Origin of the sequence: Stenotrophomonas sp. LMG 10879 (assembly GCF_002750935.1) — a bacterium.
GTDB classification, from domain to species: Bacteria; Pseudomonadota; Gammaproteobacteria; order Xanthomonadales; family Xanthomonadaceae; genus Stenotrophomonas; species Stenotrophomonas lactitubi_B.
Window position 1 is genome coordinate 90,870 of sequence record NZ_PEJT01000005.1, and the last position, 22,538, is coordinate 113,407.

The 22,538-nt window shown below is 65.3% G+C and carries 19 protein-coding genes; 8 read left to right on the plus strand and 11 right to left on the minus strand.

Annotated elements, in window-relative coordinates; all coding sequences use genetic code 11:
* Positions 1-142: 142 nt before the first annotated feature.
* From CR919_RS09155 to CR919_RS09165, 3 genes are all read left to right on the plus strand, one after another.
* Positions 143-1,648 (plus strand): YifB family Mg chelatase-like AAA ATPase, encoded by a 1,506-nt coding sequence (locus tag CR919_RS09155; RefSeq protein WP_099819750.1) that lies wholly within the window; start codon positions 143-145, stop codon positions 1,646-1,648.
* A gap of 184 nt (positions 1,649-1,832) precedes the next feature.
* Entirely contained in the window at positions 1,833-2,201 is a 369-nt protein-coding gene (locus tag CR919_RS09160) for a hypothetical protein (protein ID WP_099819751.1), read from the plus strand.
* A 36-nt stretch (positions 2,202-2,237) separates the two neighbouring features.
* The gene (locus CR919_RS09165) at positions 2,238-6,581 is read left to right on the plus strand and encodes an AAA domain-containing protein (protein ID WP_099819752.1); all 4,344 of its coding nucleotides are present in this window, start codon (positions 2,238-2,240) and stop codon (positions 6,579-6,581) included.
* A 39-nt stretch (positions 6,582-6,620) separates the two neighbouring features.
* Here CR919_RS09165 and CR919_RS09170 read toward each other — a convergent pair whose 3' ends face one another.
* Both CR919_RS09170 and CR919_RS09175 read right to left on the minus strand, forming a co-directional pair.
* Positions 6,621-6,929, minus strand: a complete 309-nt coding sequence (locus CR919_RS09170; RefSeq protein WP_243380029.1) for a hypothetical protein — start codon at positions 6,927-6,929, stop codon at positions 6,621-6,623.
* 192 nt (positions 6,930-7,121) lie between these two features.
* Positions 7,122-9,437 carry a TonB-dependent receptor gene (locus CR919_RS09175; RefSeq protein WP_099819754.1) on the minus strand — a complete coding sequence of 772 codons (2,316 nt, stop codon included), beginning with the start codon at positions 9,435-9,437 and terminating at the stop codon, positions 7,122-7,124.
* 462 nt (positions 9,438-9,899) lie between these two features.
* Here CR919_RS09175 and CR919_RS09180 point away from each other — a divergent pair, with 462 nt between their 5' ends.
* On the plus strand, positions 9,900-10,382 hold the full coding sequence (locus CR919_RS09180) for a hypothetical protein (protein ID WP_099819755.1): 483 nt from the start codon (positions 9,900-9,902) through the stop codon (positions 10,380-10,382).
* Positions 10,383-10,439: 57 nt separating this feature from the next.
* On the opposite strand, the gene yidA is transcribed toward CR919_RS09180, so the two are convergent.
* A complete protein-coding gene (gene yidA, locus CR919_RS09185; RefSeq protein ID WP_099819756.1) occupies positions 10,440-11,273 on the minus strand; it encodes a sugar-phosphatase in 834 nt (277 codons plus the stop codon).
* Positions 11,274-11,445: 172 nt separating this feature from the next.
* Between yidA and CR919_RS09190 the strand changes: the two genes are divergently transcribed.
* The gene (locus CR919_RS09190) at positions 11,446-12,108 is read left to right on the plus strand and encodes an exopolysaccharide biosynthesis protein (RefSeq protein WP_099819757.1); all 663 of its coding nucleotides are present in this window, start codon (positions 11,446-11,448) and stop codon (positions 12,106-12,108) included.
* A gap of 113 nt (positions 12,109-12,221) precedes the next feature.
* Here CR919_RS09190 and CR919_RS09195 read toward each other — a convergent pair whose 3' ends face one another.
* The 3 genes from CR919_RS09195 to CR919_RS09205 all read right to left on the minus strand — a co-directional run bounded on the left by CR919_RS09195 (position 12,222) and on the right by CR919_RS09205 (position 14,501).
* Entirely contained in the window at positions 12,222-13,532 is a 1,311-nt protein-coding gene (locus tag CR919_RS09195; RefSeq protein ID WP_099819758.1) for a sorbosone dehydrogenase family protein, read from the minus strand.
* A complete protein-coding gene (locus tag CR919_RS09200; protein ID WP_089237509.1) occupies positions 13,525-13,965 on the minus strand; it encodes a DUF2231 domain-containing protein in 441 nt (146 codons plus the stop codon). Before CR919_RS09200 ends, CR919_RS09195 begins: the two co-directional genes overlap by 8 nt.
* Positions 13,966-14,096: 131 nt before the next feature.
* Entirely contained in the window at positions 14,097-14,501 is a 405-nt protein-coding gene (locus CR919_RS09205; RefSeq protein WP_099819759.1) for a hypothetical protein, read from the minus strand.
* A gap of 259 nt (positions 14,502-14,760) precedes the next feature.
* Here CR919_RS09205 and CR919_RS09210 point away from each other — a divergent pair, with 259 nt between their 5' ends.
* From CR919_RS09210 to CR919_RS21045, 3 genes are all read left to right on the plus strand, one after another.
* Positions 14,761-16,527, plus strand: a complete 1,767-nt coding sequence (locus CR919_RS09210) for a S8 family serine peptidase (RefSeq protein WP_099819760.1) — start codon at positions 14,761-14,763, stop codon at positions 16,525-16,527.
* Positions 16,527-17,108, plus strand: coding sequence for a DNA breaking-rejoining protein (locus CR919_RS09215; protein WP_099819761.1), 582 nt, complete (start codon positions 16,527-16,529; stop codon positions 17,106-17,108). Before CR919_RS09210 ends, CR919_RS09215 begins: the two co-directional genes overlap by 1 nt.
* A gap of 213 nt (positions 17,109-17,321) precedes the next feature.
* The gene (locus CR919_RS21045) at positions 17,322-17,765 is read left to right on the plus strand and encodes a hypothetical protein (protein ID WP_133119600.1); all 444 of its coding nucleotides are present in this window, start codon (positions 17,322-17,324) and stop codon (positions 17,763-17,765) included.
* Between the two features lie 97 nt (positions 17,766-17,862).
* Here CR919_RS21045 and CR919_RS09220 read toward each other — a convergent pair whose 3' ends face one another.
* The 5 genes from CR919_RS09220 to cyoA form a co-directional block, all read right to left on the minus strand.
* Entirely contained in the window at positions 17,863-18,549 is a 687-nt protein-coding gene (locus tag CR919_RS09220) for an SCO family protein (RefSeq protein WP_099819954.1), read from the minus strand.
* 113 nt (positions 18,550-18,662) lie between these two features.
* On the minus strand, positions 18,663-18,995 hold the full coding sequence (cyoD, locus tag CR919_RS09225) for a cytochrome o ubiquinol oxidase subunit IV (RefSeq protein WP_099819762.1): 333 nt from the start codon (positions 18,993-18,995) through the stop codon (positions 18,663-18,665).
* 1 nt (position 18,996) lies between these two features.
* Positions 18,997-19,632: a cytochrome o ubiquinol oxidase subunit III gene (gene cyoC, locus CR919_RS09230; RefSeq protein ID WP_080149637.1), complete on the minus strand. Its 636-nt coding sequence runs from the start codon at positions 19,630-19,632 to the stop codon at positions 18,997-18,999.
* Positions 19,629-21,605, minus strand: coding sequence for a cytochrome o ubiquinol oxidase subunit I (cyoB, locus tag CR919_RS09235; RefSeq protein WP_099819763.1), 1,977 nt, complete (start codon positions 21,603-21,605; stop codon positions 19,629-19,631). Before cyoB ends, cyoC begins: the two co-directional genes overlap by 4 nt.
* Before the next feature lie 5 nt (positions 21,606-21,610).
* Complete coding sequence (gene cyoA / locus CR919_RS09240) at positions 21,611-22,516, minus strand: ubiquinol oxidase subunit II (RefSeq protein WP_099819764.1); 906 nt, start codon at positions 22,514-22,516, stop codon at positions 21,611-21,613.
* Between the last annotated feature and the right edge of the window lie 22 nt (positions 22,517-22,538).

The window sequence follows — 22,538 nt, forward strand, 5'->3', positions numbered from 1 at the left end:
TGTCTGGCTCGAGCAGATCGCTGAGGCCTGATCGGGCCAGGAAGAGCTGAAGTACCCCTAGGAGTATCACCTGACTTCCCTGATGGTTGCCACCCTTGGTGGGCTGACACCATCGAGAACCCGTTCCATCAGGAAACCACACATGAGCCTGGCGCTGGTCCACAGCCGTGCCCGCGCAGGGGTCGATGCCCCATTGGTGCGGATCGAGGTGCATCTCTCCGGTGGTCTGCCCGTCACCCAGATCGTCGGCCTGGCCGAGACCAGCGTGCGCGAGTCACGCGAGCGCGTGCGCGCTGCCCTGCTCTGCGCGCGCTTCGACTTTCCGCAGCGGCGCATCACCTTGAACCTGGCCCCAGCCGATCTGCCCAAGGAAGGCGGGCGCTACGACTTGGCGATTGCCTTGGGCATCCTCGCCGCCAGCGGCCAGGTCGATCCGCAGTCGCTGCTGCAGTACGAGTTCCTCGGTGAGCTGGGTCTGACCGGTGAACTACGACCGGTGTCCGGCGCGCTGCCCGCCGCGATTGCCGCCGCCGAAGCGGGGCGCATCTTGATTGTGCCCCCGGGCAACGCTGCCGAAGCCGCCCTCGCCCAGCACGCCGATGTGCGGGTGGCGCGCACTCTGCTGGAATGCTGCGCCGGGCTGGGCAACCCGCGTCTACTGCCACAGGTGGAACGCTTGGACACCACACCATTGCCGCTGCCCGATCTGGCCGATGTGCGCGGTCAGGCGCTCGCGCGCCGGGCGTTGGAAGTGGCGGCGGCCGGTGGCCATCATCTGCTGCTGATCGGCAGCCCCGGCTGCGGAAAGACACTGCTGGCCTCGCGCCTGCCCAGCCTGCTGCCGGATTCCGAAGAGATCGACGCCCTGCAGTTGGCGGCCATCACTTCGGTCAGCGGCGAAGGGCTGGACCCGAAGCGCTGGCGACAGCGGCCGTTCCGGGCGCCGCACCACAGTGCGAGCGCGGCGGCGTTGGTGGGTGGCGGCAATCCGCCCTGCCCTGGCGAAATCTCGCTGGCGCATCACGGCGTGCTGTTCCTGGATGAACTGCCCGAGTGGAACCGCAGCGCGCTGGAAACCCTGCGCGAACCGCTGGAATCGGGCCACATCCGCATCTCCCGCGCGGCACGCAGCGTGGTCTACCCCGCGCGCTTCCAACTGGTGGCGGCGATGAACCCGTGCCCCTGCGGTTGGGCCGGCGACCGCAGCAATCGCTGCCTGTGCAGCGACGAGCGCATCACCCGCTACCGCGCGCGGGTATCGGGCCCGTTGCTGGACCGCATCGACCTGCACATCAACGTGAGCCGCATGGATGCGGTGGAGCTGCGCGAGAGCACACCGCTGGGTGAGCCCAGCGCCAGCGTGCGCTCGCGGGTGGAAGCGGCGCATGCGCGGCAGCAGGCGCGTGGTGGGCTCAACGCGCACCTGCCGCCGGCCGCGCTGCGCGCGTGCACGCGCTTGAGCGAGGCCGACCAGGACCTGCTGGAACAGGCGATCGAGCGCCTGCAGCTGTCGGCGCGGGCAATGCATCGCATCCTGCGGGTGGCGCGCACGATTGCTGATCTGGCCGAAAGCGGAACCATACAGACCGCGCACCTGGCTGAGGCCATCGGCTACCGGCAGTTGGATCGGGGCAAGCCAGGTACCTAGTGCGTCACCGCATGCACGGAGGAATCAGATTCATCTGATATCTGCCATGCCACCTGCGCCCTGACCATTTCCGCGAGCCCATACACAAGGAGATGCGGTTTTGCTCAGGATGCTCATCATGGGCGGGCAGGAGGCCGCCCGTCAGCGGATATCACGGACGATAGGACGGCGCGGCCTGATCCGCATGGAATCGATCTACAGCGTGGACAGCGGCCTGTCGGTGCTGGAATGGCGCAACTACGACCTGGTGGGAACGTTCCTGGCGGCTGGCCTCGGCACGCGCCTGCAGGAGTCGTACGTGCTGCGCGATGCGAAGGTGCAGCTGGTGCTGTTCGGCATGGGGCTGAGCGAGGAGGTGGCCAGCATCCGCCTTCGCCTGCGCGCGCAGGGCCTGCCGTCGCCGATTCTGGTCCGGACCGACTTCGACAGCTACGACGAGTCACTGTTCTGGCGATCGCTGACGGCACACATGATCCTGCCGTCGGTGCAGGAGGGCGTTGGCCCCCTCCCCGCCACAGGCGACGCGTGCGACCATGCAGGGCCCAGTCCCTAGCGGTGCCTGCCTCGCCAGGTGCCCGCCCAGCCATACATGAGCACTCCCCAGCCGCCGCACCTGCCGACCTCCGATGCATCCACCCCGCTGACACCTGCGGCAACCGGCGGCGGGCCACTGGGTGAAACCAAGATGCGCGAAATCGCGGTGCGGATCTCGCAGTACTTCCGCGATTTCCTTGAGTCGGATTTCAAGCGCGCGCAGGCGCCCCGGCGCCGCATCGTGCTCACCAGCGATTCCGGCTTCCGCGCGGGCATGCGTACCGCGCCCTACCCGGCGTTGGACAAGGAGCTGTGGAAGCTGCTCAGCCGCCCCTCCGGCGAGGAACTTTCGTTCACCATCGGCCCGCGCAGCTACACGCGGCCGATCAGCGCGACGCTGCGTCGGATTGTCGAAGAGCAGGTGAACGCCATCAGCGAGACCGCCATCGCCACGGTGCGTGTGGCCGTGTTGGATAAGGCGCGCGCCAGCATGGCCGGTGCCCTGGAAGACCCGGAAGCCTGGGTGGAATCGGTGCAGGGCAGCCTGGTGGATGCGATGTGCGTGCAGGTGGTGCGGCCGCTGATCGCGCATCTGGCCGGCCCGCTGCAGGGCCAGGCGTACTGGGTGATGGATTCGCTGCACGCGGCTGAATCGGACCTGGTCACGCGCTCGGTTGTCGATCTGTACCAGACACTGCCGGAAGTGCTGGCACGCCTGCTCGCCACCGGCGACGAGCTGCCGTTGCAGCAGGCCTGCGAGCACCAGTTGACCCGCGACGGCACGATCAGTGCGCTGATGGCCTTCTTCGAGAACTTCGTGGCGGCCGATGCCTTCCATGAGTTCCGCGACCTGGAAACCTATGTCGCCACCGGCGATGGCCTGCAGCTGTATCTCTACGTGGGCACGCTCAAGTACGCAGGCGTGCAGTACCCGGTGTTCTATCTGCCGCTGGATGTGGTGCGGGCCAAGGATGGGTCTGGCTATACCCTGACCCTCAGCAACCGCCTGTTCGCCAACCGCCGCGCGATCGACTTCGTGCTGCAGGAGCTGGCCGTGGGCATGGCGCGCGAATGGGTGTCGCCGATCCAGGAGCGCATCCAGTACCTCGACCCGGCACAAAGCCTGTTTGAAGTGGCGGCATCTCTGTTCCGCCAGGTGGCCAATGCGGTGGATCTGGGCGGTGAAGTCTCGCTGTCCTCGTCCGCCAGCGAGGCGTCCACCGCCACCGTGGCGCTGTCGCCTGCGCTGCACCTGGCTGCGTTCGAGCGCGCCGACGAAGCGCTGCTGAATGATTTCGAAGAGATCATCGACCAGGCCCGCAACGGTGGGTCGAAGCTGGTGGACCTGTTCCACGGCATGGTGGAAGGCGTGCTGATGCGCAACCCCGAACCGATCGGGGAACGGGTGGAATCGGCGTGGGATGCGCTGCCGCTGGTGGAGCGCATGGTGTTCGATTCGCCCATCCCGTTGAACGAGGAACAGCGCAAGATCCTGCTGGCCGTGCGCGAGCCGCAGGGGCGGATCGTGGTGGTCGAAGGGCCGCCCGGCACCGGCAAGTCGCACACCATCACCGCCATTGCCGCCGACTGTGCGTTCAACAAGAAGAGCTGCCTGGTGCTGTCGGACAAGACCGAAGCGCTGGACGTGGTGTACGACAAGCTGTCCGATGCGATGAGCCGGGTTCGCCACGATCGGGATTTCCCCAATCCGATCCTGCGGCTGGGCCAGCAGGCAGCCAACTTCAAGCGCCTGACTTCCACCGGCACCATCAGCCAGATTTCGGCCTTCGCCAAGGCCATGAAGGCCAACCAGCCCGCCCTTGAGAGCGAGCGCCAGGACACGGCGCAGACGCTGCGGCAGGCCATTTCCAGCACCGTGCAGACGCTGGGGGGTGTCTCGCTTGCCGCCGTGAAGGCCATGCACGAGCAGGAGGCGGAACTGGGCGAACGCGCGCCTGCGGTGCTACAGCAGGTGCACGCGGTGATGGATGCCAACGTGCTGGCCGAGCTGGAAGCGGTGACCGCACAGGCCGACGTGCTTGAAACCTATCTGGCCGACCTGTTCGGCAGCACGGACTACACCCCGGCGTCGCTGGACGAGCGCATCCGTCGCGATGCAGTGACAACGGCCTTCCTTGCCGACCGACCGGTTGACGGCTGGGAGCTGTTCGAGTCGTTGGATGCCGACCAGGTACGGCTGCTGGGCACGATCCTGCTGCAATACCAGCAGCTGAAGATGCCGGTGCTGGGCTATCTGTTGCGCGGCAACGCCGTACGCGGGCTGGAACTGCAGCTCAACCAACTGGGTACCACCCGCCCGCTGCTGCTCAAGCACGATGCAGCAGCGCTGCAGGCCATCGTGCAGGGCGCAAACGCGTTGCGCATGAAGCTGGAGGCCGAAGGCCTGGGCGCGCAGCTGCCGGCCAGCTACCGGCAGATCGCCCACGGCGCCGCGCCGGGACCGGGTGCGGCGGTTGCACGGCAGGCAATGACCCTGCTGGCGCGGCTCAATCCTGCCATCGTCGAGACCCTGCTGGCCGAGCCGAAGGACGACCCGGCGCTGTGGGCGCTGACCCTGCGCTTCCTGCAGGGCTGGATGGCCACGCGCAAGGCCTTCGTCGACGCGCCGCAGTACGACTATGTCGGTACCAAGACCAAGCTGGAACGCCTGAACACCTCGGTGATGAATGCCCACGTGGATGGGCGCCTGATCAGCTTCATGGACCATCACCGTGCCGACGCCCGCGCGCTGGCAGGGGTGATCGCCAACCGGCAGAAGTTCCCGGTGGACAAGTTCGAGAGCGTGCGCGAGTCGTTCCCGGTGATGATCGCCAGCATCCGCGAGTTCGGCGAGTACATGCCGCTGGCGCCGGACCTGTTCGACGTGCTGGTGATCGATGAAGGCTCGCAGGTCTCGGTGGCGCAGGCGCTGCCGGCGCTGCTGCGCGCGCGCAAGGTGGTCGTACTGGGCGATTCCAAGCAGTTCTCCAACGTCAAGGCCGCCAACGCCAGCATCGCGCTGAACGACAAGTACCGCTCGGACCTGGTCAACTACTTCCGCACCAACGTCAGCCAGCAGGCCGACGTGCTGGAACGGCTGGCCATGTTCGATGTGAAGCGCTCGGTGCTGGAGTTCTGCTCGCTCTCGGCCTCGTACTCGGTGATGCTGCGCAAGCATTTCCGCAGCTATGCGGAACTGATCGGGTTCTCGTCCTCCACCTTCTACAACCACCAGCTGCAGGCACTGAAGATCCGCAGCCGGCCGCTGCAGGAAGTGATCCGCTTCAGCCAGGTCGATGCCAGTGGGCACCGCACCAGCCGCAGCACCAACGACGCGGAAGCGGCGTTCATTGCCGAGCGCCTGGTGGAACTGCTGGATACGGATGCGCCGCCCACGGTGGGCATCATCACGCCGTTCCGCGAGCAGCAGACGCTGTTGTCCAAGGCGTTGTTCAACCATCCGCGCGGCCGCGAGTTCGAAGACCGGCTTCGGCTGAAGGTGATGACGGTCGACTCCTGCCAGGGCGAGGAACGCGGGCTGATCTTCTATTCGATGGTGGCGACCGCCGGCCAGGATGCCTTGAACTACATCTTCCCGATCAGCCTGACTGGCGCGGTGGATGCGGTGGAGGACAAGCTGAAGGTGCAGCGCCTGAATGTCGGCTTCTCCCGTGCGCAGGAGGCGATCTGGTTCGTCCATTCGATGCCGGTCGATGCGTTCCGCGGCGCAATCGGCAATGCGCTGCGTTACTACGCCAGCCAACTGGAACGCCCCGCGCCCGACGCCGCGCAGACCGACGCGCGCAGCCCGATGGAATCGAAGGTGCTGCAGTGGCTGCAGCAGACGCCGTTCGTACTCGCACATGGCGATGCTGTCGAGATCATTCCGCAGTTCCCGGTGGGCGACTACCTGCGCCAGCTTGACCCGACCTACCAGCATCCGGCGTGGCGCGTGGATTTCCTGGTGACCGTGCAGACCGTGCGCGGCGCACTGCAGATCGTGATCGAGTACGACGGCTTCGAGTTCCATTTCCGCCGCGACAAGCCGGTGCATGTGGGCAACCACGAGCGCTATCTGGTCGAGGCCGATGTCGAGCGACAGCTGACGCTGGAAAGCTACGGCTATCGCTTCCTGCGCATCAACCGCTTCAACCTCGGCAGCGACCCTGTGCAGACACTGTCCGACCGGCTCTATCGCCTGATTGAAGTGGCCGGTACGGAGATCCGCTCGGCTGCGGTCGATCAGGTGATCGAGCAGGTGCAGGGGCTGGAGTCGAAGGAAAAGAAGGTCTGCAGCCGCTGCGGGCAGATCCGCAGCCAGGAGGAATTCTTCGACCCTGACCTGCGCGCCGGTGCCGGCGGGGTGGGACGGATCTGCATGCCCTGCAAGGTCAGCTGACGGAGACGGTGTCGCGCGTGGCGGGTGATGCGGGGCGGATCAGGATCCCATCATGCGGAGGGGATCCTGGCCGCGTACCGCCACCGCTGCCAGCCGGCGGCTGACGAGCGCGTAGAGCTCCTCCAGCTCGGCGGCGCGGTCGGCGGTCATGTTCGCGCCGAACAGCACGCGTGACAGCGCGCGCTTGTGGGTGTCGTCGGGATGGCGCGCCCGCGCCCGGTATACGGTCTGCAGCACCAGCCAGGCCAGGCGGAAGCCGCCCCCGGGCAGGGGCCGGACCACGCGGTCATAGACCTGCCAGAACTGGTACTCGGCCTCCAGGTCGACCGTCGGTGCGGCGAACGGCACCGGACGCGGACGTCCATGGGCGCGTCTGCGGACCGGAGGGAAACGGGGGTTCTGTTGTGCCATGCGTACAGGATGACCCAGCAACATTGTGGGAACCTTGCGTTGGTGCCACGAAATCAGTGCAGATCGTGCAAACAGCGGATGGGGTCGGAGCCCTTTGCGTGGCAAAGGGATCCGACCCCGTTCCGTATCTCAGAACGACATCGACGTGCTCAGCATCACCTGCCGTGGGGCGCTGCGCTGCAGGGTCTGGTAATCCCCCGAGAACGACGAACCGGCGATGGTGGCAGTGCCGATGTTGTTGCGGTTGAACAGGTTGCTCACGTCCAGTCGCAGCTCCAGCCCCGGCACCAGGCTGTCCGGCCCCAGCTTGTAGGCCGTGTATGCGTTGACCTGCCAGAACGTCGGCACGCGGATGTCGTTTTCATAGGTGAAGGGCTGGCGCAGGTACGAGGTGCTGGTGGCACCGAAACGCCAGCCGCCGAAGTGCGCGGACAGGTCACTGACCAGCGACAGCTGCGGATAGCCCGGCTGTGCGTTGCCCTTGATCGGGTACACGGTATCGCCCACCACGAAATCGCTGTCGTAGTACGAGCGCGCCAGTGCGATGCCCTGGTAGAACTGCAGATGATCGGTGAGGTCGGCGGTGATGCCGAGATCGGCGCCGATCACGTGCATCTTCGGCATCAGCCGCACCGTATTGATCTGTGCGAACTGGGTGCCGACCGCCGCCGACAGCAGGCGGTTGCGGATGTCGTTGTAGAACACATCTGCAGTAACCGTCAGCCGGTCGAAGCGATGGCTGGCACCGACGGTCAGGTTCCAGTTCTTCTCCGGCCGCAGAGTGCCGGCCACGCGGTCGAACTCTTCCTGGTCGGTGATGGTCCAGGCCGATGCGGTGTAACCGATGTTGCCGCGCTGGGCCACGCGATAGCCGTTCATGGTGTTGGCCAGATCGATGAAGGCATCGGTCCGGTCGGTCGGGCTCCAGTACAGCGACACGTGCGGCAGGAAGTTGCTCTTGGCGCGCAGCGTGCCGTTCACCGGCCGCTCCGGCGCGTCGCCGATCCCACCGCCGGTGGTGCTGAAGTCCACCGCCTTGAAGCCCAGCCCCAGCACCAGCGTCTCGGTGACAGCGTAGTTGTCATGCAGGTAGAACTGCCGTGAACGGGTCACCCAGCTGGATGCGTTGTCGGTCTGGAACGCCGGCCCGTACACATCGAACGGCCCGGTGGCCTTCAGTGGCTTGCCCTCGCCCAGCAGCGGCTGCTGGTACCACTCGGTCTTGGCGGCCGCCTTGCTCTTCTCCTGCCAGAAGCCGGTGGTGATGGTGTGCGCACCGGCCTCGAACTGCAGGTTGAACATGCCACCCAAGCGGTTGAGCCGGGGCGTCTGCACCTGTTCGGAGAAGGGCGCGCCGTTGGGTGACGGCACGGTCGGGTCGGTCAGGGTGGCCTGGGTGTGGCTGTTGGCGTTGTACAGCTGCACGTTCCCGCTGAGCGCGGGCGTGATCTGGAAACGGTGGTTGATCGAGGCGACGCGGTCGCGGGTCACCTGGCCGGTGTCGTACGGAATCAGTTCGGACAGCTCACCGCAGGTGTAGGCGCCGCAGGATTTGTCGGCGTTCTCCGGCGAGGCTACGTAGTACGCCCACGCATAGTCCGGATAGAAGCTGTCGGCCTTCCAGCCCAGCTTGCGGATCATGTCGAAGGAAATGTTGTTGTAGCCCCACACCGCGGCCTTGCTGTCGGACAGGAAGACGGTGAAGTCACCCCACGCCACATCCTGCTGGGCCTTGAGGTCGCCGCGCAGGAACTTCTGCGTGCCGGCGCCCTGGTACTTGTCGGCCGACACCCGCTGCAGGTCGACCAGCAGCTTCGGGCCGTGCTCGCCCAGTTGGCCGCTCTGGCCCGAGACGGTGGTGACCAGCGTGTTGTTGCTGCCCACGCCCTGCTTGATGCGCAGGCTGGGCGTGTCCTGCAACTCTGCCAGCCGGTACTCGAGGCTGCCGCCATTGACGCTGCTGGAGAACACGCTGACTGGCGCACCGCCCGGGCTGACCGTGATCGAGCCGATGCCATCGGGCACGCCGACATTGACCACGCTGGTGCCGGTGAGCGAGAGGAAGCCGTTGTCGTTCAGCGGCACGCCTTCGAAGGTGATGCCCATTTCATTCATGCGGAAACCGCGCACGAACAGGCTGGTGGCGGAGATGTCCAGGCCGAGACCGTCGGTGGCGGTGTAGCTGGCGCCCGGCACGTTCTTCAGCATCGACAGGCCGTTGTTGCCCGACACCATCGCATCCAAATCGGTGGCGTTGATGACGTAGCGATTCGGGCCGACCACTTGGGTGGGCGTGCCAGCGGCACCGCGCGGCGTAGCGACGACCTGCAGCGCGTTCAGGGTGGTGGGGGTGTCGTGCGCGGCGTCGGTGGACTCTGCGGCGTGCAGCGGTGCAACGAGAGCGGTGCCGATCGCCAAGGCAATAAGCGTAGGTGGAGTGTTCATGGGCAGATCCAGGGTGCAGGGGGAAGGTGGCGCAGGCGCACGCCCAGCGCGATGCAGCACCGGTGTGCGGCGCGCTGGCTGGCGGCGATTGCGTTGAAGGAATGACGGCGCGGTGCGCGCCGGTCAGCAGCGGAGGGAAGCGGTGATCTTCCGGGTGATGCGGCGGGGTGATTTCGACGTGCGGAATTCTTGCATCTGCCCGCCCATACCGCCATTGCACCGTGGTAAAGCGCGGCTATACGCAGGTATCGCTTTCGATGCTGCACTATCACTTGCACGTTGCAATGTGATGTATGTGCGCTCCGTCAGCCTTTCGACTTTTCGTGCCTGGCTCGACTTGTGCCGCCCTGGAAGCTGAATGATCATGTCCGCGGCGGCCGCGCGGACCTTTGCGATGCCTTCCGCACACGCTGCCATGCAAGGCTCCGACGCGTTAACTCGACACTTCAAAGGACGAACGTCATGTTGAATGGATTGAAACCGCTCGCCGCAACTGCACTGTGCCTGCTCGGCCTGTCCGCCTTCGCCGAAAATGCTGCCGCCGCGCAATGGGTCGACAGCGGCCGCACTGCGTACTTCAAACAAAGCCCCTTCTCCAGCGCATGGGAACACACCTGCACGACCGGCGGTACGCCGATCCAGGACTTCCCGGGTACCTGCGCCAACGATCCGTTCAGCGGCTGGACGACCAACTACAACGCCGCCAGCGCATCGGCCAACAACCAGCTCAATGCTTGCCACTTCGACTCGCAGAAACTCGGCTCGGCCTGCTACGGCCTGGCGTATGCGATCAATGGGCAGGTCTACGCTGGCGGCCTGCCCGCCGCGTGCAACGTCGGTGCCCGTGCGGTGGTTGTTTCGACCCGCATGGAAACGATCGAGATCCAGAACCATGAGCTCGATGTAGAGAGCGTCCAGTCGGGCAACGAGTACGTCTGCCAGTAAAACCGTTGGTGGGACGCCGCCGCCGTGCGCGGCGGCGTCCTTCTTCACATTACCGGCTTACTGCAGCACGAAGCGCTCGATCGCCTGCGCGACGCCGTCTTCGGAATTGCTGGCGGTTTCAAAACGCGCCACGGCTTTCACCGCATCGATGGCATTGCCCATCGCCACGCTGGTGCCGGCGTACCGCAGCATGGTCAGATCGTTTTCCTGGTCGCCGATGGCCATCACGTTGGCGCGGTCGATACCCAGGTGCTCGGCCAGCTTCTGCAGGCTCGGCCCCTTGCCGGCGCGACGGTCGAACACTTCCAGGAAGAACGGCGCGCTCTTCAGCACCGCGAAGCGCTCGGTCAGCGCAGCCGGCAGGCGCGCGATGGCAGCGTCCAGCACCTCTGGTTCGTCGATCATCATCAGCTTGATGAAGGACATGCCCGGGTCCATGTCGGCCACGCGGCGGTACGACAGTGGCATGCGCGAGAGATGCGAGTCGGCCACGGTGTAGATGCTGATGTCCTGGTTGGGCGTGTACATGCGCTGTGCGTCCAGTGCCTGGAAATGCACGCCGATCTCGCGGGCGACCTGTTCGCAGTACACGAAGTCGTCGAAGCTGAGCGGATACTCGACCACCGTCTCGCGCGGGCCGATGCGCTGCACCAGGCCACCGTTGCAGGCGATGCAGTAATCGTCGTCGCCCTCGATGCCGAGTTCCTGCAGGAACGGCGCCAGGCCGGGAACCGGGCGGCCACTGGTCAGCACGATGTGCACGCCCAGCGCGCGCGCCTCGGCGATGGCCTGTTTCACGCGCGGAGTGAGCTTGTGGGCGGGGTCCAGCAGGGTGCCATCCATATCGATGGCGACCAGTTCGATGGTCGATTGCCTGCGACCCATGTCCATCATCTTCAACCAGTGCGGGGGATGCCCATTTTAGGCCAGGCCGCCGCACAACGCCGACCTCATGCATCGTTCACCTCCGCGCGGCGCTGGCCGGGGATACTCATGGGGCCTGTGCGTCCCCCACCGCAGGACGGCCCTATCGACCGCCCTTCCCTAGACACGCTTTCGACGCATGACCTACCAAGCGCCAGACGCCAGCGACACCGCCCCGCTTGCCCAGCAGATTGAAGACCTGATCGACGGCCTGCCCGGCGACCACATCCGCGTCGGCACCCTGCTGCACGCACTGGGCGACGAAGGCCTGATGCTGGTGGTGATCCTGCTGTCGGCGATTTTCCTGATTCCGGTGTCGATTCCCGGGCTGAGCACGGTATTCGGTGCGTCCATCCTGCTGATCGGCCTGAGCCGCGTGCGCGACCGTCCGTTGTGGGTGCCGCAGCGATTGGCCGACAAGCAGATCGCCACCGACAAGCTGAAAGCCAACCTGGGCCGTGCCCTGAAATGGGTGCATCGGATGGAGCGGCTGTCGCGGCCGATGCGGCTGGCAGCGATGGTGCGCTCGAAGAAGATGATGCGGCTGAACAACCTGGCGCTGGTGTTCGCGACGATCCTGCTGATGCTGCCGGCCGGACCGATTCCTTTCAGCAACACGCTGCCGGCGCTGGCACTGATGTCATTTGCGATCGGCTTCATCCAGCGCGATGGCGCTGCGGTGGCGGCCGGCTACGGCTTCGTGGTGGCGTCGGTGGTGTACTTCGGTGTGCTGCTGGGCGGTGTGGGCTTTGCGGCCGAATCGGTGTTCAGTGGCTTCCGCAGCGGGTCGTCGGCGCTGTAGAGCCGAGCCCATGCTCGGCTGCTCTTCCATCTGGGCGTGGAAACCCCGCGCTGCGCACGTCAGCCGAGCATGGGCTCGGCTCTACAGAAAGCCTGCGAAGTGCGGACGGCCGGCTACTTCGCCGACACCCGCCACACCACGTCGCCCACATCGTCGGCGACCAGCAACGCGCCTTCGGCATCGATGGCCATGCCGACCGGCGCGCCCATCAGCGTCTTCTCATCCTTGGACGCGAACCCGCTCACCACCGCTTCCGGGCGGCCGGCCGGCTTGCCGTCCTTGAACGGCACGTACACCACTTCGTAGCCGCTCAACGGCGAGCGGTCCCAGCTGCCGTGCTCGCCGATGAAGGCACCGCCGTGGTACTTCGCCGGCAACGCCTGGCCGGTGTAGAACAGCAGGCCCAGCGGTGCCACGTGCGAGCCGATGGCGAAGTCCGGGCGAATTGCCTTGGCCACCAGGTCCGGCCGCTGCGGCTGCACGCGCTCGTCCACGTGCTGGCCGTAGTAGCTGTAGGGCCAGCCGTAGAAGCCATGCTCCTGCACCGAGGTGAGGTAGTCCGGCACCAGGTCGGCACCGATCTCATCGCGCTCGTTCACCACCGCCCACAGCTTGCCGGTGCTCGGCTCCCAGTCCAGGCCGGTGGGATTGCGCAGGCCCGAGGCGTAGATGCGGCTGCCGCGGGTGGCCACGTCCACTTCCAGCACCACCGCGCGGCGGTACTCGACGGCCAGGCCGTTCTCGGTGATGTTGCTGTTGGAGCCCACGCCCACATACAGCTTGCTGCCATCACGGCTGGCCAGCAGTTCCTTGGTCCAGTGGTGGTTGATGGTGCTGGGCAGGTCGGTGAACTCGCTGCCCTTGTCGGACATGCGGGTTTCGCCGGGCACGTAGTGGTACTTCATGATATTGCCGGTGTTGGCCACGTACAGCGTGTCGCCGATCAGCTGGATACCGAATGGCGAGTGCAGGTTTTCGATATAGACGTGCTGGGTCCAGGCGTTGGTACCCGGCGTGCGCCGCAGCAGGGTGACCCGGTTGCCGCCCTTGCCGGCCTTGCCCGAGCGCGCCTTCACCTTGCCGGCGATCCATTGCTTGGGCGTGGTGACCGGCTCTTCGCCGGGGCCATTGCCTTCCACCACCAGCACATCGCCGTTGGGCAGCGACAGCAGCCGGCGCGGATGCTGCAGGTTGGCGGCGATGCGCTCGATCTTCAGGCCATCGGCTACCGACGGTGACTGGCCCTCGGCCCAGCCCACGCCCTTGGGCACCTGCATCGGTGGCATCAGGTAGTTCTGCGGCGCAGGCAGCGGTGGTTGCGCACCGGATTGATCGGCCGGGTGGTACTCGGCTTTGCCGGCACAGGCGGCCAGCGCCAATGCCAGCGAGAGCACGCCCACGACGGGCAGGATGCGCTTAGCCATGACGGGCTCCTTGCAGCACCGGCTGCTGCAGCGAAAGCAGGATGAAACCGAGCGCGATCAGTGCCACCGTCAGCGCGGACAGGAGGGTACCCGGTACCGCCGCCGCATAGGCGTCGCGGCTGTGCACGAAGGCGTTCCAGATGGCCAGCACGATGGCGACCAGGTTGAGCAGGAAATCGAGGCGGTCGGTGCCGGTGGCGGTGCCGTTGCGGCGCCAGACCGCGAACAGGTTGATCAGGCGCGGCAGGATGGCGATCAGCAGGCCGAACGTGATCAGCCATGCCGCCGACTTGCCCCACATCACTTCAGCGGTGTTGAGGTAGAGGATGTCGAAGATGAGGCCGGCCACGAAGAAGCCGAACGGTATCGGGTTCAACAGGCTGAAGAGTGTAGTGCCGAGGCCGCGGTGGGCCTGGGCGACAGGGTTGACCATGGTCGTGCTCCGTACGGGGAAGGGCTGCACGGGCTGTAGTAGCACAGCTGCCCGGGAAGCGGCGCGACGACGCCCTGTAGTGCCGAGCCATGCTCGGCAGCTCTTGCCGCAGCGGTCGAACGGTTTCCACGCTACGCCGGTTCGTCTGCACGTATCTCATGGAACGGCAGCATGGTCTCGAAGCCGAATTCATGTTCCATGCTGATGCGGACCAGGCCGCCAATCGCGTACCAGCTGGTGTTGGCGTGTACATCGATGCCACGCCAGCCGCCCTCGGCCAGCAGGTCCAGCGTCTGTGCCCGGGGCATCTTCTCCCTCTCCTCCCTCAGCAGCGCGCGGCGGTGCCGTTTCATCAGCAGGCGCAGCTGCTTCACCGTGGTGATGTTGAACGCGGTGAGCACGGGCGGCAGCTCGGCGATGTCGGCGTCGGTCCAGTAATCGTGGCGCCGGTGATACATCGACAGCACCACCTTGCGGATGGTGGCCACGGTGAGCGGGGCCAGATCGGCATGGGCGCGGGCATTGGGGCGTGTCATCCGCTGTCCTCCGGGGGCTGCAGGCATGGTGGCATGGCGGGGGTGTGCCAACCAAGGTTGGCATCTACCGGCGCTCAGGCCAGAGCGGCGCAGTCGTGATTACCAGACGGCATAAGTGTTTGTGACGCATTTGGCACATCAGCACATTGGCTGTGTGAAGAGGTAGGGGGTTGTTCGTTGTGTCGCGTTTGGCTCGTTGCGATGGGGCAGATCCGCCCCGCCGTCCTGCCATGCCGATTCACAACAGAAGGATTCGTGTATGAAGCGACACACGCAACGCTCCGCGCCACCGCGCTCTGCGCGCCTGGCCCTGGCCACTGCCCTGGTACTGGGCAGCCTGGCCCTTACCGCCCAGGCGCAACAGGCCGACACGCTGGCGGGTATCCAGTGGCATCTGCTCAATACCGGGCAGACGGTGCCGGCCGATACGCTGCCGGTGGCCGGCAACGATCTCAATGTCGATGGCCTGTTCCGCAATGGTATCCGCGGCCAGGGCGTGGTGATCGGCATTGTCGATGACGGCCTGCAGATCGCCCACCCGGATCTGGCCGCGAACGTGGCGGCGGTGGCCGGCAAGAACTTCGCCAATGGCTCCAACAACCCCACGCCATCCAATCCCGATGCCGACAACCACGGCACGATGGTGGGCGGCATCGCCGGTGCGGTGGGCGCCAACAACCTGGGCGTGCGCGGCGTAGCCCCGGCGGCGACGCTGAAGGGCTTCAACGTGCTGGCGTCCAATGCGCAGGGCAACCAGCAGAGCAACATCGAATACGCCTGGTGGGATGGCGCAGAGTCGGCCGATGTGCAGGTGTTCAACAACAGCTGGGGCGCAGGCCCTGGCAACCCCAACCTGCCCGTGGCCTACAGCCAGAACACGGTGAGTTCGTACGAGCAGGCATTGTCGGGCACCCGCGGTGGCCGCGGCGGCATCTACGTGAAGTCGGCCGGCAACAACTTCAACAACGCCTCGATCAGCCAGACCCAGGACGTCTGCACCACCGACACCAAGAACCGCAACACCGGCTGCGTGCCGGCCGGTCGCGATCCACGCAACAACCTGTTCAACGTGATCACCGTGGGTGCAGTGCGCGCCGACGGCGTGCGCTCGTCGTACTCGTCCACCGGTTCGGCACTGTGGGTGTCGGCGTTTGGCGGCGAGTACGGCCTGCAGGCGCAGTACGCGCCGAACCTGGTGGCACGTGCGTACGATCCGGCCATCGTCACCACCGACGTGACCGGCTGCACGCAGGGCAGCAACAAGAACACCAACCGCCAGAACACACTGGACAGCAACCTGTCGGCCATCGACAGCACCTGCAACTACACGGCGAAGATGAACGGTACGTCGGCGTCGGCGCCGATGGTGTCGGGCGTGGCGGCGCTGGTGCTGGAGGCCAATCCGAACCTGTCCTACCGCGATGTGAAGTACATCCTGGCCACCACCGCTACCCGCAACCACCCGAACCAGCCGGCGGTGACGCTGGCCGACGGTCGCACGCTGGTGCCGGGCTGGACGGTGAACGCTGCCAACCGCGCGTACAGCAACTGGTACGGCTTCGGTGTGGTCAACGCGGCGCGTGCGGTGCAGGTCGCCGAGACCTTCCAGTCGCTGGGGCCGCTGCTGGACACCGGCTGGCGCACCACCACGCGCACCGTTGCCATCGGCAACACCACCAACGCTGCCGCGCGGTTGACCTTCCAGGTGGCCAATGGCGCACGCAACATCGAGTCGGTGCAGCTGGGCTTCCGGGTCAACCACAGCAACACCCGCCAGCTGCAGTTCGTGCTGGTTTCGCCCAGTGGCACGCGCAGCGTGGTGCAGCCGGCGTTCACCGCCATCGGCTCGGGTACCGGTGGCGTGCAGCGCAACTTCACCAACTGGGATCTGCTGTCCAGCAATGCCTTCCTGGATGAAAGCGCCACCGGCACCTGGACGCTGGAAGTAACCGACATGGGGCAGGCCGCGAACGCTGCATCGCGCGGCAACCTCGAATTCTTCAAGATCCGCGTTCTGGGGCACTGATGATGAAGACGACCATTCTGTTGAGCACGCTCGCCTTCGCGGCGATGACCTCCCCTGCCTGGGCACAGAGCTCGGGGCAGACCCCACCGGCCAGGAGCCTGTCCACCGTGGATGCGCAGGAACTGAAAGCCTCCGCCACCGGCCGATCGTTCGATGTGGGCGGCGCGCGTTTCCAGCTGTCTCCTTCGACCACCGTGAAGCAGGCCGCCGGCGGTCAGTTCACGATCACCCCGCAGGCCGCGGCGACCACGACCAGCGCGCGCAGCAAGCGTTCGCTGGATGGTGCAGCAGCAGGCGGCGCTGATGCCGGTGCCGGCAAGTTCGCGGCGGCGGTATCCAATGATGGTGCTCCGGTGGTGGCGACCTCACGGGTGAAGGTGTTCTTTACCGATGCGGCGTCTGCACAGCGCGCGGCGAAGGCCACTGGCGGCACCGTGGTGAAGGTCTCCAAGGCCGCAGGCCTGGCCATCGTGGAGTACCCGTCGGTGAACGCGGCGCTGGATGCGAGCACCCGGCTGCTGTCGACCGCGGGCGTCAAGGCAGCCGAGCCGGACGTGGTGCAGTGGGAAGAGAAGAAGTGATCTAGGGCGTTGCGTGGTGCCCCCGGTCGGTTGGCTCTCCTGGCCGGCCGGGGGATTGGTGCATGGGTGATCGTGTCGACCAAGGTCGACACCTACCGGGGACCCTCACCGCGAGCGTGCCGTGGACGTGTAGAGCCGAGCCCATGCTCGGCTGCTGTCCCTAGTGAATGTCGCAAACGCCACGTGGCACGAAATGCGTCCAGCCGTATCCTGATGTCCTCTCAATCGAGCCGGGTACTCGGCGGGGGCTGCACGTTGGATGTTGCTATCATTGGAGATCAGTACGCCGCACTGCAGAAGTTCGTTGCAGCGATTTCCGCAAGGAACCGCGAAGTGCTGTCAGAGCGATTTCTTGTTCCAGTAGACGTCATCGACGAGATCTTCGAAGCAATCAACGACTATTTTGACGAAGGAGTGGTCCTCACAGTTCCGATGACTGGAATGGCTGCCATTCCGGGGGATTCGCGACCACCCGTGGATGCCTATCGAGCCAACGCCGGGACCGTTATTGTCGATTGCGTACTGTTCGCTGACGGAATTCCTGACCAAGCATCCTTCATGTCGAGTTCTTGGATGACTCCGACCGTCTCCACTATCGATACGTCGGCTCTTGGCGCCGTGAGTCAGCCGCGACCCTGTCGGGACGGGTCGCGCTGAGCCGAGCATGGGCTCGGCTCTACAGCTGTGCCAACCAAGGTTGGCACCTACTAGGAGCAGATCCGGACGAGCCAACCAAGGTTGGCACCCACCAGCGTCAGCGCGCGGCGAGTGAGTCGCTATGGGCGAGGCTACAGCTGGCCAGTGCTTCACTGCCGGCAGCCGGGTGTTCCGGCTCCAGCAGCAACCGCTGCACGTCCGAGAACAGCTGTTCCACCGGCATGCCATAGGGTGCGAACAGGCGCAGGCGGCCCTGGCGGTCGAACACGTAGCCACCCGCGATGTGGCTCATCGTGTAGGTATCCGGCAGCTGCCCGGGCTCTTTCTCGTAGAACGCCTTGAAGTCACTGGCCATCGCCGAGAGCTGCGCTTCATCGCCCACCAGCGCGATCGCCTTCGGATCGAACGCGTGCACATAGGTGTGTGCGACTTCGGGTGTATCGCGCGCCGGGTCCACGCTGACGAACACCACCTGCAACTGGTCGGCATCCTTGCCCATCAGGTGCTTGACCTGGCTCAGTTCGACCATGGTGGTCGGGCACACGTCGGGGCAGCTGGTGAAGCCGAAGAACAGGTAGGTCACCTGCCCCTGCAGGTCCTTCGGGCCACGCAGGGTGCCGGCGCTGTCGGGCATGGTCCAGTGCTGGCCCAGTTCCTCGCAGGCGATGTCCTTGGAATAGAAATCCATGCGCGACTGCGCGCTGCAGCCGGCCAGCAGGCCGAGTGCCAGGCCTGCGGCAAGCAGCGGCAGGCGAAGGGAACGAACAACGGAAGCAACACGCATCACGGGTACCACCAACACGAGGTGGGCGCGGTCTCGGTCAGGCCTGCCCTGGGGGAGAGAGGGCTGAGGTGCCAGGGCGATCGCGCACTCCTTGCCGATCGCCCCGGCCACGGTCAGTTGATCATCATGTGGTAGTGCATGCTCCAGATGATCCAGATCGACAACGCGACCACGATGAACAGGATCACCAGGGTGAACACGAAGCTGGCCAGGTTCCAGCCACCTTCGGACTTGCGGTCCATGTGCAGGAAGTACACCAGCTGCACCAGGATCTGGGCGACAGCAAAGCCGACCAGCAGGAACAGCGTGACCGGCCGCGACAGCACCGGGTTCATCACCAGTGCGAACGGCACCACCGTCAGCAGCGCGCACAGCACGAAGCCGATCAGGTAGGACTTGGTGGAACCGTGCGCATTGCCGGCGCGCGAGGTTTCGACGTGGGTCATGTCAGAAGGCTCCGATCAGGTAGACGAAGGTGAAGACGCAGATCCACACCAGGTCCAGGAAGTGCCAGAACAGGCTCAGACAGGACACGCGGGTGATGTTGGTCGGGGTCAGGCCACGGCGATACACCTGGTGCATCACCACCGCCATCCAGATCAGGCCGCTGGCCACGTGCAGGCCGTGGGTAGCGACCAGGGCGAAGAACGCCGACAGGTAGGCACTGGTGCTGGGGCCGGCACCTTCATGGATCAGGTGCGAGAACTCGTACAGCTCCATGCCGATGAACGAGGCACCGAGCACGAAGGTCACGCCCAGCCAGCGCAGCACCGCTGCCTTGTCCAAGCGGTGCATGGCCAGCACGGCCTGGCCGTAGGTGATGCTGGACACCAGCAGGATGAAGGTCTCGGCCATCACGAACGGCAGCGAGAACAGCTCCTTGCCGGTGGGGCCACCGGCGTAGGCGGTGCTGAGCACCGCGTACGAGGCGAACAGCGAGCCGAACAGCACCAGGTCGGACATGAGGTAGACCCACATGCCGAACACTTTCATGCCGCCCTGTTCGTGGGCATGGTCGTGCTCATGGTGATCGTCGTGGACCAGCGCATCGCTGTCCAGTTGCGGACGGGTCAACAGGTTCATGCGCGCACCTCCTGCAGCTTGGCGTGGTTGGCGGCTTCGGTACGCGCCACCTCCTCGGAGCTGACGTAGTAATCCACGTCCTCGTTGTAGGAGCGCGCGATCAGGGTGACGATCATCGCGATGAAGCTGGCACCGGCCATCCACCAGATGTGCCAGACCAGGGCGAAGCACAGCACCAGGATCCAGACATTGAGGATCAACGGCACGCCGGTGTTCTTCGGCATGTGGATCGGTGCGTACTTCTTCGGCGGCGGCGGCAGGCCGCGCTTCTTCGCTTCGTGGAAGGCATCCAGCTCATCGGCCTTGGGCACCACGGCGAAGTTGTAGAACGGCGGCGGCGACGGCGTGGCCCATTCCAGCGTGCGTGCATTCCACGGGTCGCCGGTGAGGTCGAGGTTGCGCTTGCGATCCCGCACGCTGACGTAGATCTGCACCAGCATCAGGATGATGCCCGCGAACACGAACAGCGCACCGATGAACGCAGCGATCAGGTACGGCGTCCACGCCGGGTTGTCGTACTGGTTCATGCGCCGGGTCATGCCCATGAAGCCGAGCATGTACAGCGGCATGAAGGCCAGGTAGAAGCCGATCACCCAGCAGGCGAAGGACCACTTGCCCAGGCGCTCGTTGAGGGTGAAGCCGAACACCTTCGGGAACCAGTAGACGAAGCCGGCCAGGTAGCCGAACAGCGCGCCGCCGATGATGGTGTTGTGGAAGTGGGCCACCAGGAACAGGCTGTTGTGCAGCAGGAAGTCCGCGCCCGGGATGGCCAGCAGCACGCCGGTCATGCCACCGATGGTGAAGGTGACCAGGAAGGCGATGGTCCACAGCATCGGCACGCTGAACTCCACGCGGCCGCCGTACATGGTGAACAGCCAGGTGAAGATCTTCACGCCGGTGGGGATGGCGATGATCATCGTCATGATGCCGAAGAAGGCATTGACGCTGGCACCCGAGCCCATGGTGAAGAAGTGGTGCAGCCACACGATGAAGGACAGGATGCCGATCGCCAGGGTGGCGCCGACCATCGACGTGTAGCCGAACAGCTTCTTGCGCGAGAACGTGGCGGTCACTTCAGAGAAGATGCCGAACGCCGGCAGCACCAGGATGTACACCTCCGGGTGGCCCCAGGCCCACACCAGGTTCACGTACATCATCGGGTTGCCACCCAATGTGTTGGTGTAGAAGTTGAAGTCCAGGTAGCGGTCCAGGGTGAGTGCACCCAGGGCCACGGTCAGGATCGGGAAGGCGGCGATGATGATCACGCTGGTGACCAGCACGGTCCAGGTGAACACCGGCATCTTCATCAACGTCATGCCCGGCGCACGCATGCGCAGGATGGTGATGAACAGGTTGACGCCGGTCAGCAACGTACCGATGCCGGACGCCTGCAACGCCCAGATGTAGTAATCGACACCTACCCCTGGACTGAACTCGATGCCCGACAGCGGCGGATAGGCGACCCAGCCGGTCATGGCGAATTCGCCGACACCCAGCGAGATCATCATCAGCGCAGCGCCGACCACGAAGATCCAGAAGCTGAAGGCGTTGAGGAACGGGAACGCCATGTCGCGCGCGCCGATCTGCAGCGGCACGATGATGTTCATCAGGCCGACCACGAACGGGGTGGCCACGAAGAAGATCATGATCACGCCGTGCGCGGTGAAGATCTGGTCGTAGTGCTCCGGTGGCAGGAAGCCATCACTGCCCGGCCCGGCGGCCGCCAGCTGTGCACGCATCATCAGCGCATCGGCGAAGCCGCGCACCAGCATGACCAGCGCGACGACCACGTACATGATGCCGATCTTCTTGTGGTCCACGGTGGTGAACCAGTCGCGCCACAGCACGCCCCACAGCTTGAAGTACGTCACCGCGCCGAGCAGCGCGAGGCCACCCAGCACCATGGCCGCCAGCGTGACCACCACGATCGGCTCGTGCAGCGGCACGGCCTCCCACGTCAATTTACCCAACATGTTCGTTACTCCTGGGAAACCTGGGCACCGGCGGCCGTACCGGCCGGGGCCGCAGCAGCGGTGTTCTCACCGACACCGATGAACTGGTCGATGACTTTCTTGAACAGCAGCGGTTCAACGCTGGAGAAGTGCTGCACCGGCGCGTTCTTCGACGGTGCGGCCAGCGCCTTGAACTGATCGAAGCTGAGCGCATCCGGCGCGCTGCGCACCTCGGCCACCCAGCGATCAAAGTCTTCGTTGCTGCTGGCGGTGGCGATGAACTTCATGTTCGAGAAACCATGCCCGCTGTAGTTGCCGGACATGCCACGGAACTGGCCGGGCTGGTTGGCGATCAGGTGCAGCTGCGTGCGCATGCCGGCCATCGCGTAGATCTGCCCACCCAGCTGCGGGATGAAGAAGGTATTCATCGTCGAGTTGGAGGTGATGTTGAACGCCAGCGCGCGGTTGGCCGGGAAGTTGAGCTGGTTGACCGTGGCGATGCCCAGGTCCGGGTACACGAACACCCACTTCCAGTCGGTGGCGATCACGTCCACGTGCAGCGGCTCGCCGGCCACGTCCAGCGGCTTGTACGGATCAAGCTCGTGGGTCGACTTCCACACGATGACCGCCAGCACCGCGATGATGATCAACGGCACGCCCCAGACCACCACTTCCACCTTGGTGGAGTGCGACCAGTCCGGCGTGTACTTGGCCTTGGTATTACCGGCGCGGAAGCGCCAGGCGAACACGAAGGTCAGCACGATGGCCGGCACGACGACGATCAGCATCAGGCCGATGCAGATCAGGATCAGGTCGCGCTGTGCGATCCCGACCATGCCCTTCGAATCCAGCAGCACCCAGTCGCAGCCCGTCAGGGCGATGCAGGCCAGGGCGACCAGCGCCAGGCGGATGCGGTTCCAGCAGATATTCATTGGAGGTCAACCCTGTTGAAGA

Excerpts from the sequence above, each read along its gene's own strand:
- yidA (WP_099819756.1), bottom strand. The coding sequence starts at position 11,273 with ATGGACATGGGTCGCAGGCAATCGACCATCGAACTGGTCGCCATCGAT.
- cyoB (WP_099819763.1), bottom strand. The coding sequence starts at position 21,605 with ATGTTGGGTAAATTGACGTGGGAGGCCGTGCCGCTGCACGAGCCGATC.
- CR919_RS21045 (WP_133119600.1), top strand. The coding sequence starts at position 17,322 with ATGTCCTCTCAATCGAGCCGGGTACTCGGCGGGGGCTGCACGTTGGAT.
- cyoC (WP_080149637.1), bottom strand. The coding sequence starts at position 19,632 with ATGAACCTGTTGACCCGTCCGCAACTGGACAGCGATGCGCTGGTCCAC.
- CR919_RS09160 (WP_099819751.1), top strand. The coding sequence starts at position 1,833 with ATGGAATCGATCTACAGCGTGGACAGCGGCCTGTCGGTGCTGGAATGG.
- cyoD (WP_099819762.1), bottom strand. The coding sequence starts at position 18,995 with ATGACCCACGTCGAAACCTCGCGCGCCGGCAATGCGCACGGTTCCACC.
- CR919_RS09200 (WP_089237509.1), bottom strand. The coding sequence starts at position 13,965 with ATGGTCAACCCTGTCGCCCAGGCCCACCGCGGCCTCGGCACTACACTC.
- CR919_RS09155 (WP_099819750.1), top strand. The coding sequence starts at position 143 with ATGAGCCTGGCGCTGGTCCACAGCCGTGCCCGCGCAGGGGTCGATGCC.
- CR919_RS09210 (WP_099819760.1), top strand. The coding sequence starts at position 14,761 with ATGAAGCGACACACGCAACGCTCCGCGCCACCGCGCTCTGCGCGCCTG.
- CR919_RS09215 (WP_099819761.1), top strand. The coding sequence starts at position 16,527 with ATGATGAAGACGACCATTCTGTTGAGCACGCTCGCCTTCGCGGCGATG.
- CR919_RS09195 (WP_099819758.1), bottom strand. The coding sequence starts at position 13,532 with ATGGCTAAGCGCATCCTGCCCGTCGTGGGCGTGCTCTCGCTGGCATTG.
- cyoA (WP_099819764.1), bottom strand. The coding sequence starts at position 22,516 with ATGAATATCTGCTGGAACCGCATCCGCCTGGCGCTGGTCGCCCTGGCC.
- CR919_RS09190 (WP_099819757.1), top strand. The coding sequence starts at position 11,446 with ATGACCTACCAAGCGCCAGACGCCAGCGACACCGCCCCGCTTGCCCAG.
- CR919_RS09205 (WP_099819759.1), bottom strand. The coding sequence starts at position 14,501 with ATGACACGCCCCAATGCCCGCGCCCATGCCGATCTGGCCCCGCTCACC.
- CR919_RS09175 (WP_099819754.1), bottom strand. The coding sequence starts at position 9,437 with ATGAACACTCCACCTACGCTTATTGCCTTGGCGATCGGCACCGCTCTC.
- CR919_RS09180 (WP_099819755.1), top strand. The coding sequence starts at position 9,900 with ATGTTGAATGGATTGAAACCGCTCGCCGCAACTGCACTGTGCCTGCTC.
- CR919_RS09165 (WP_099819752.1), top strand. The coding sequence starts at position 2,238 with ATGAGCACTCCCCAGCCGCCGCACCTGCCGACCTCCGATGCATCCACC.
- CR919_RS09220 (WP_099819954.1), bottom strand. The coding sequence starts at position 18,549 with ATGCGTGTTGCTTCCGTTGTTCGTTCCCTTCGCCTGCCGCTGCTTGCC.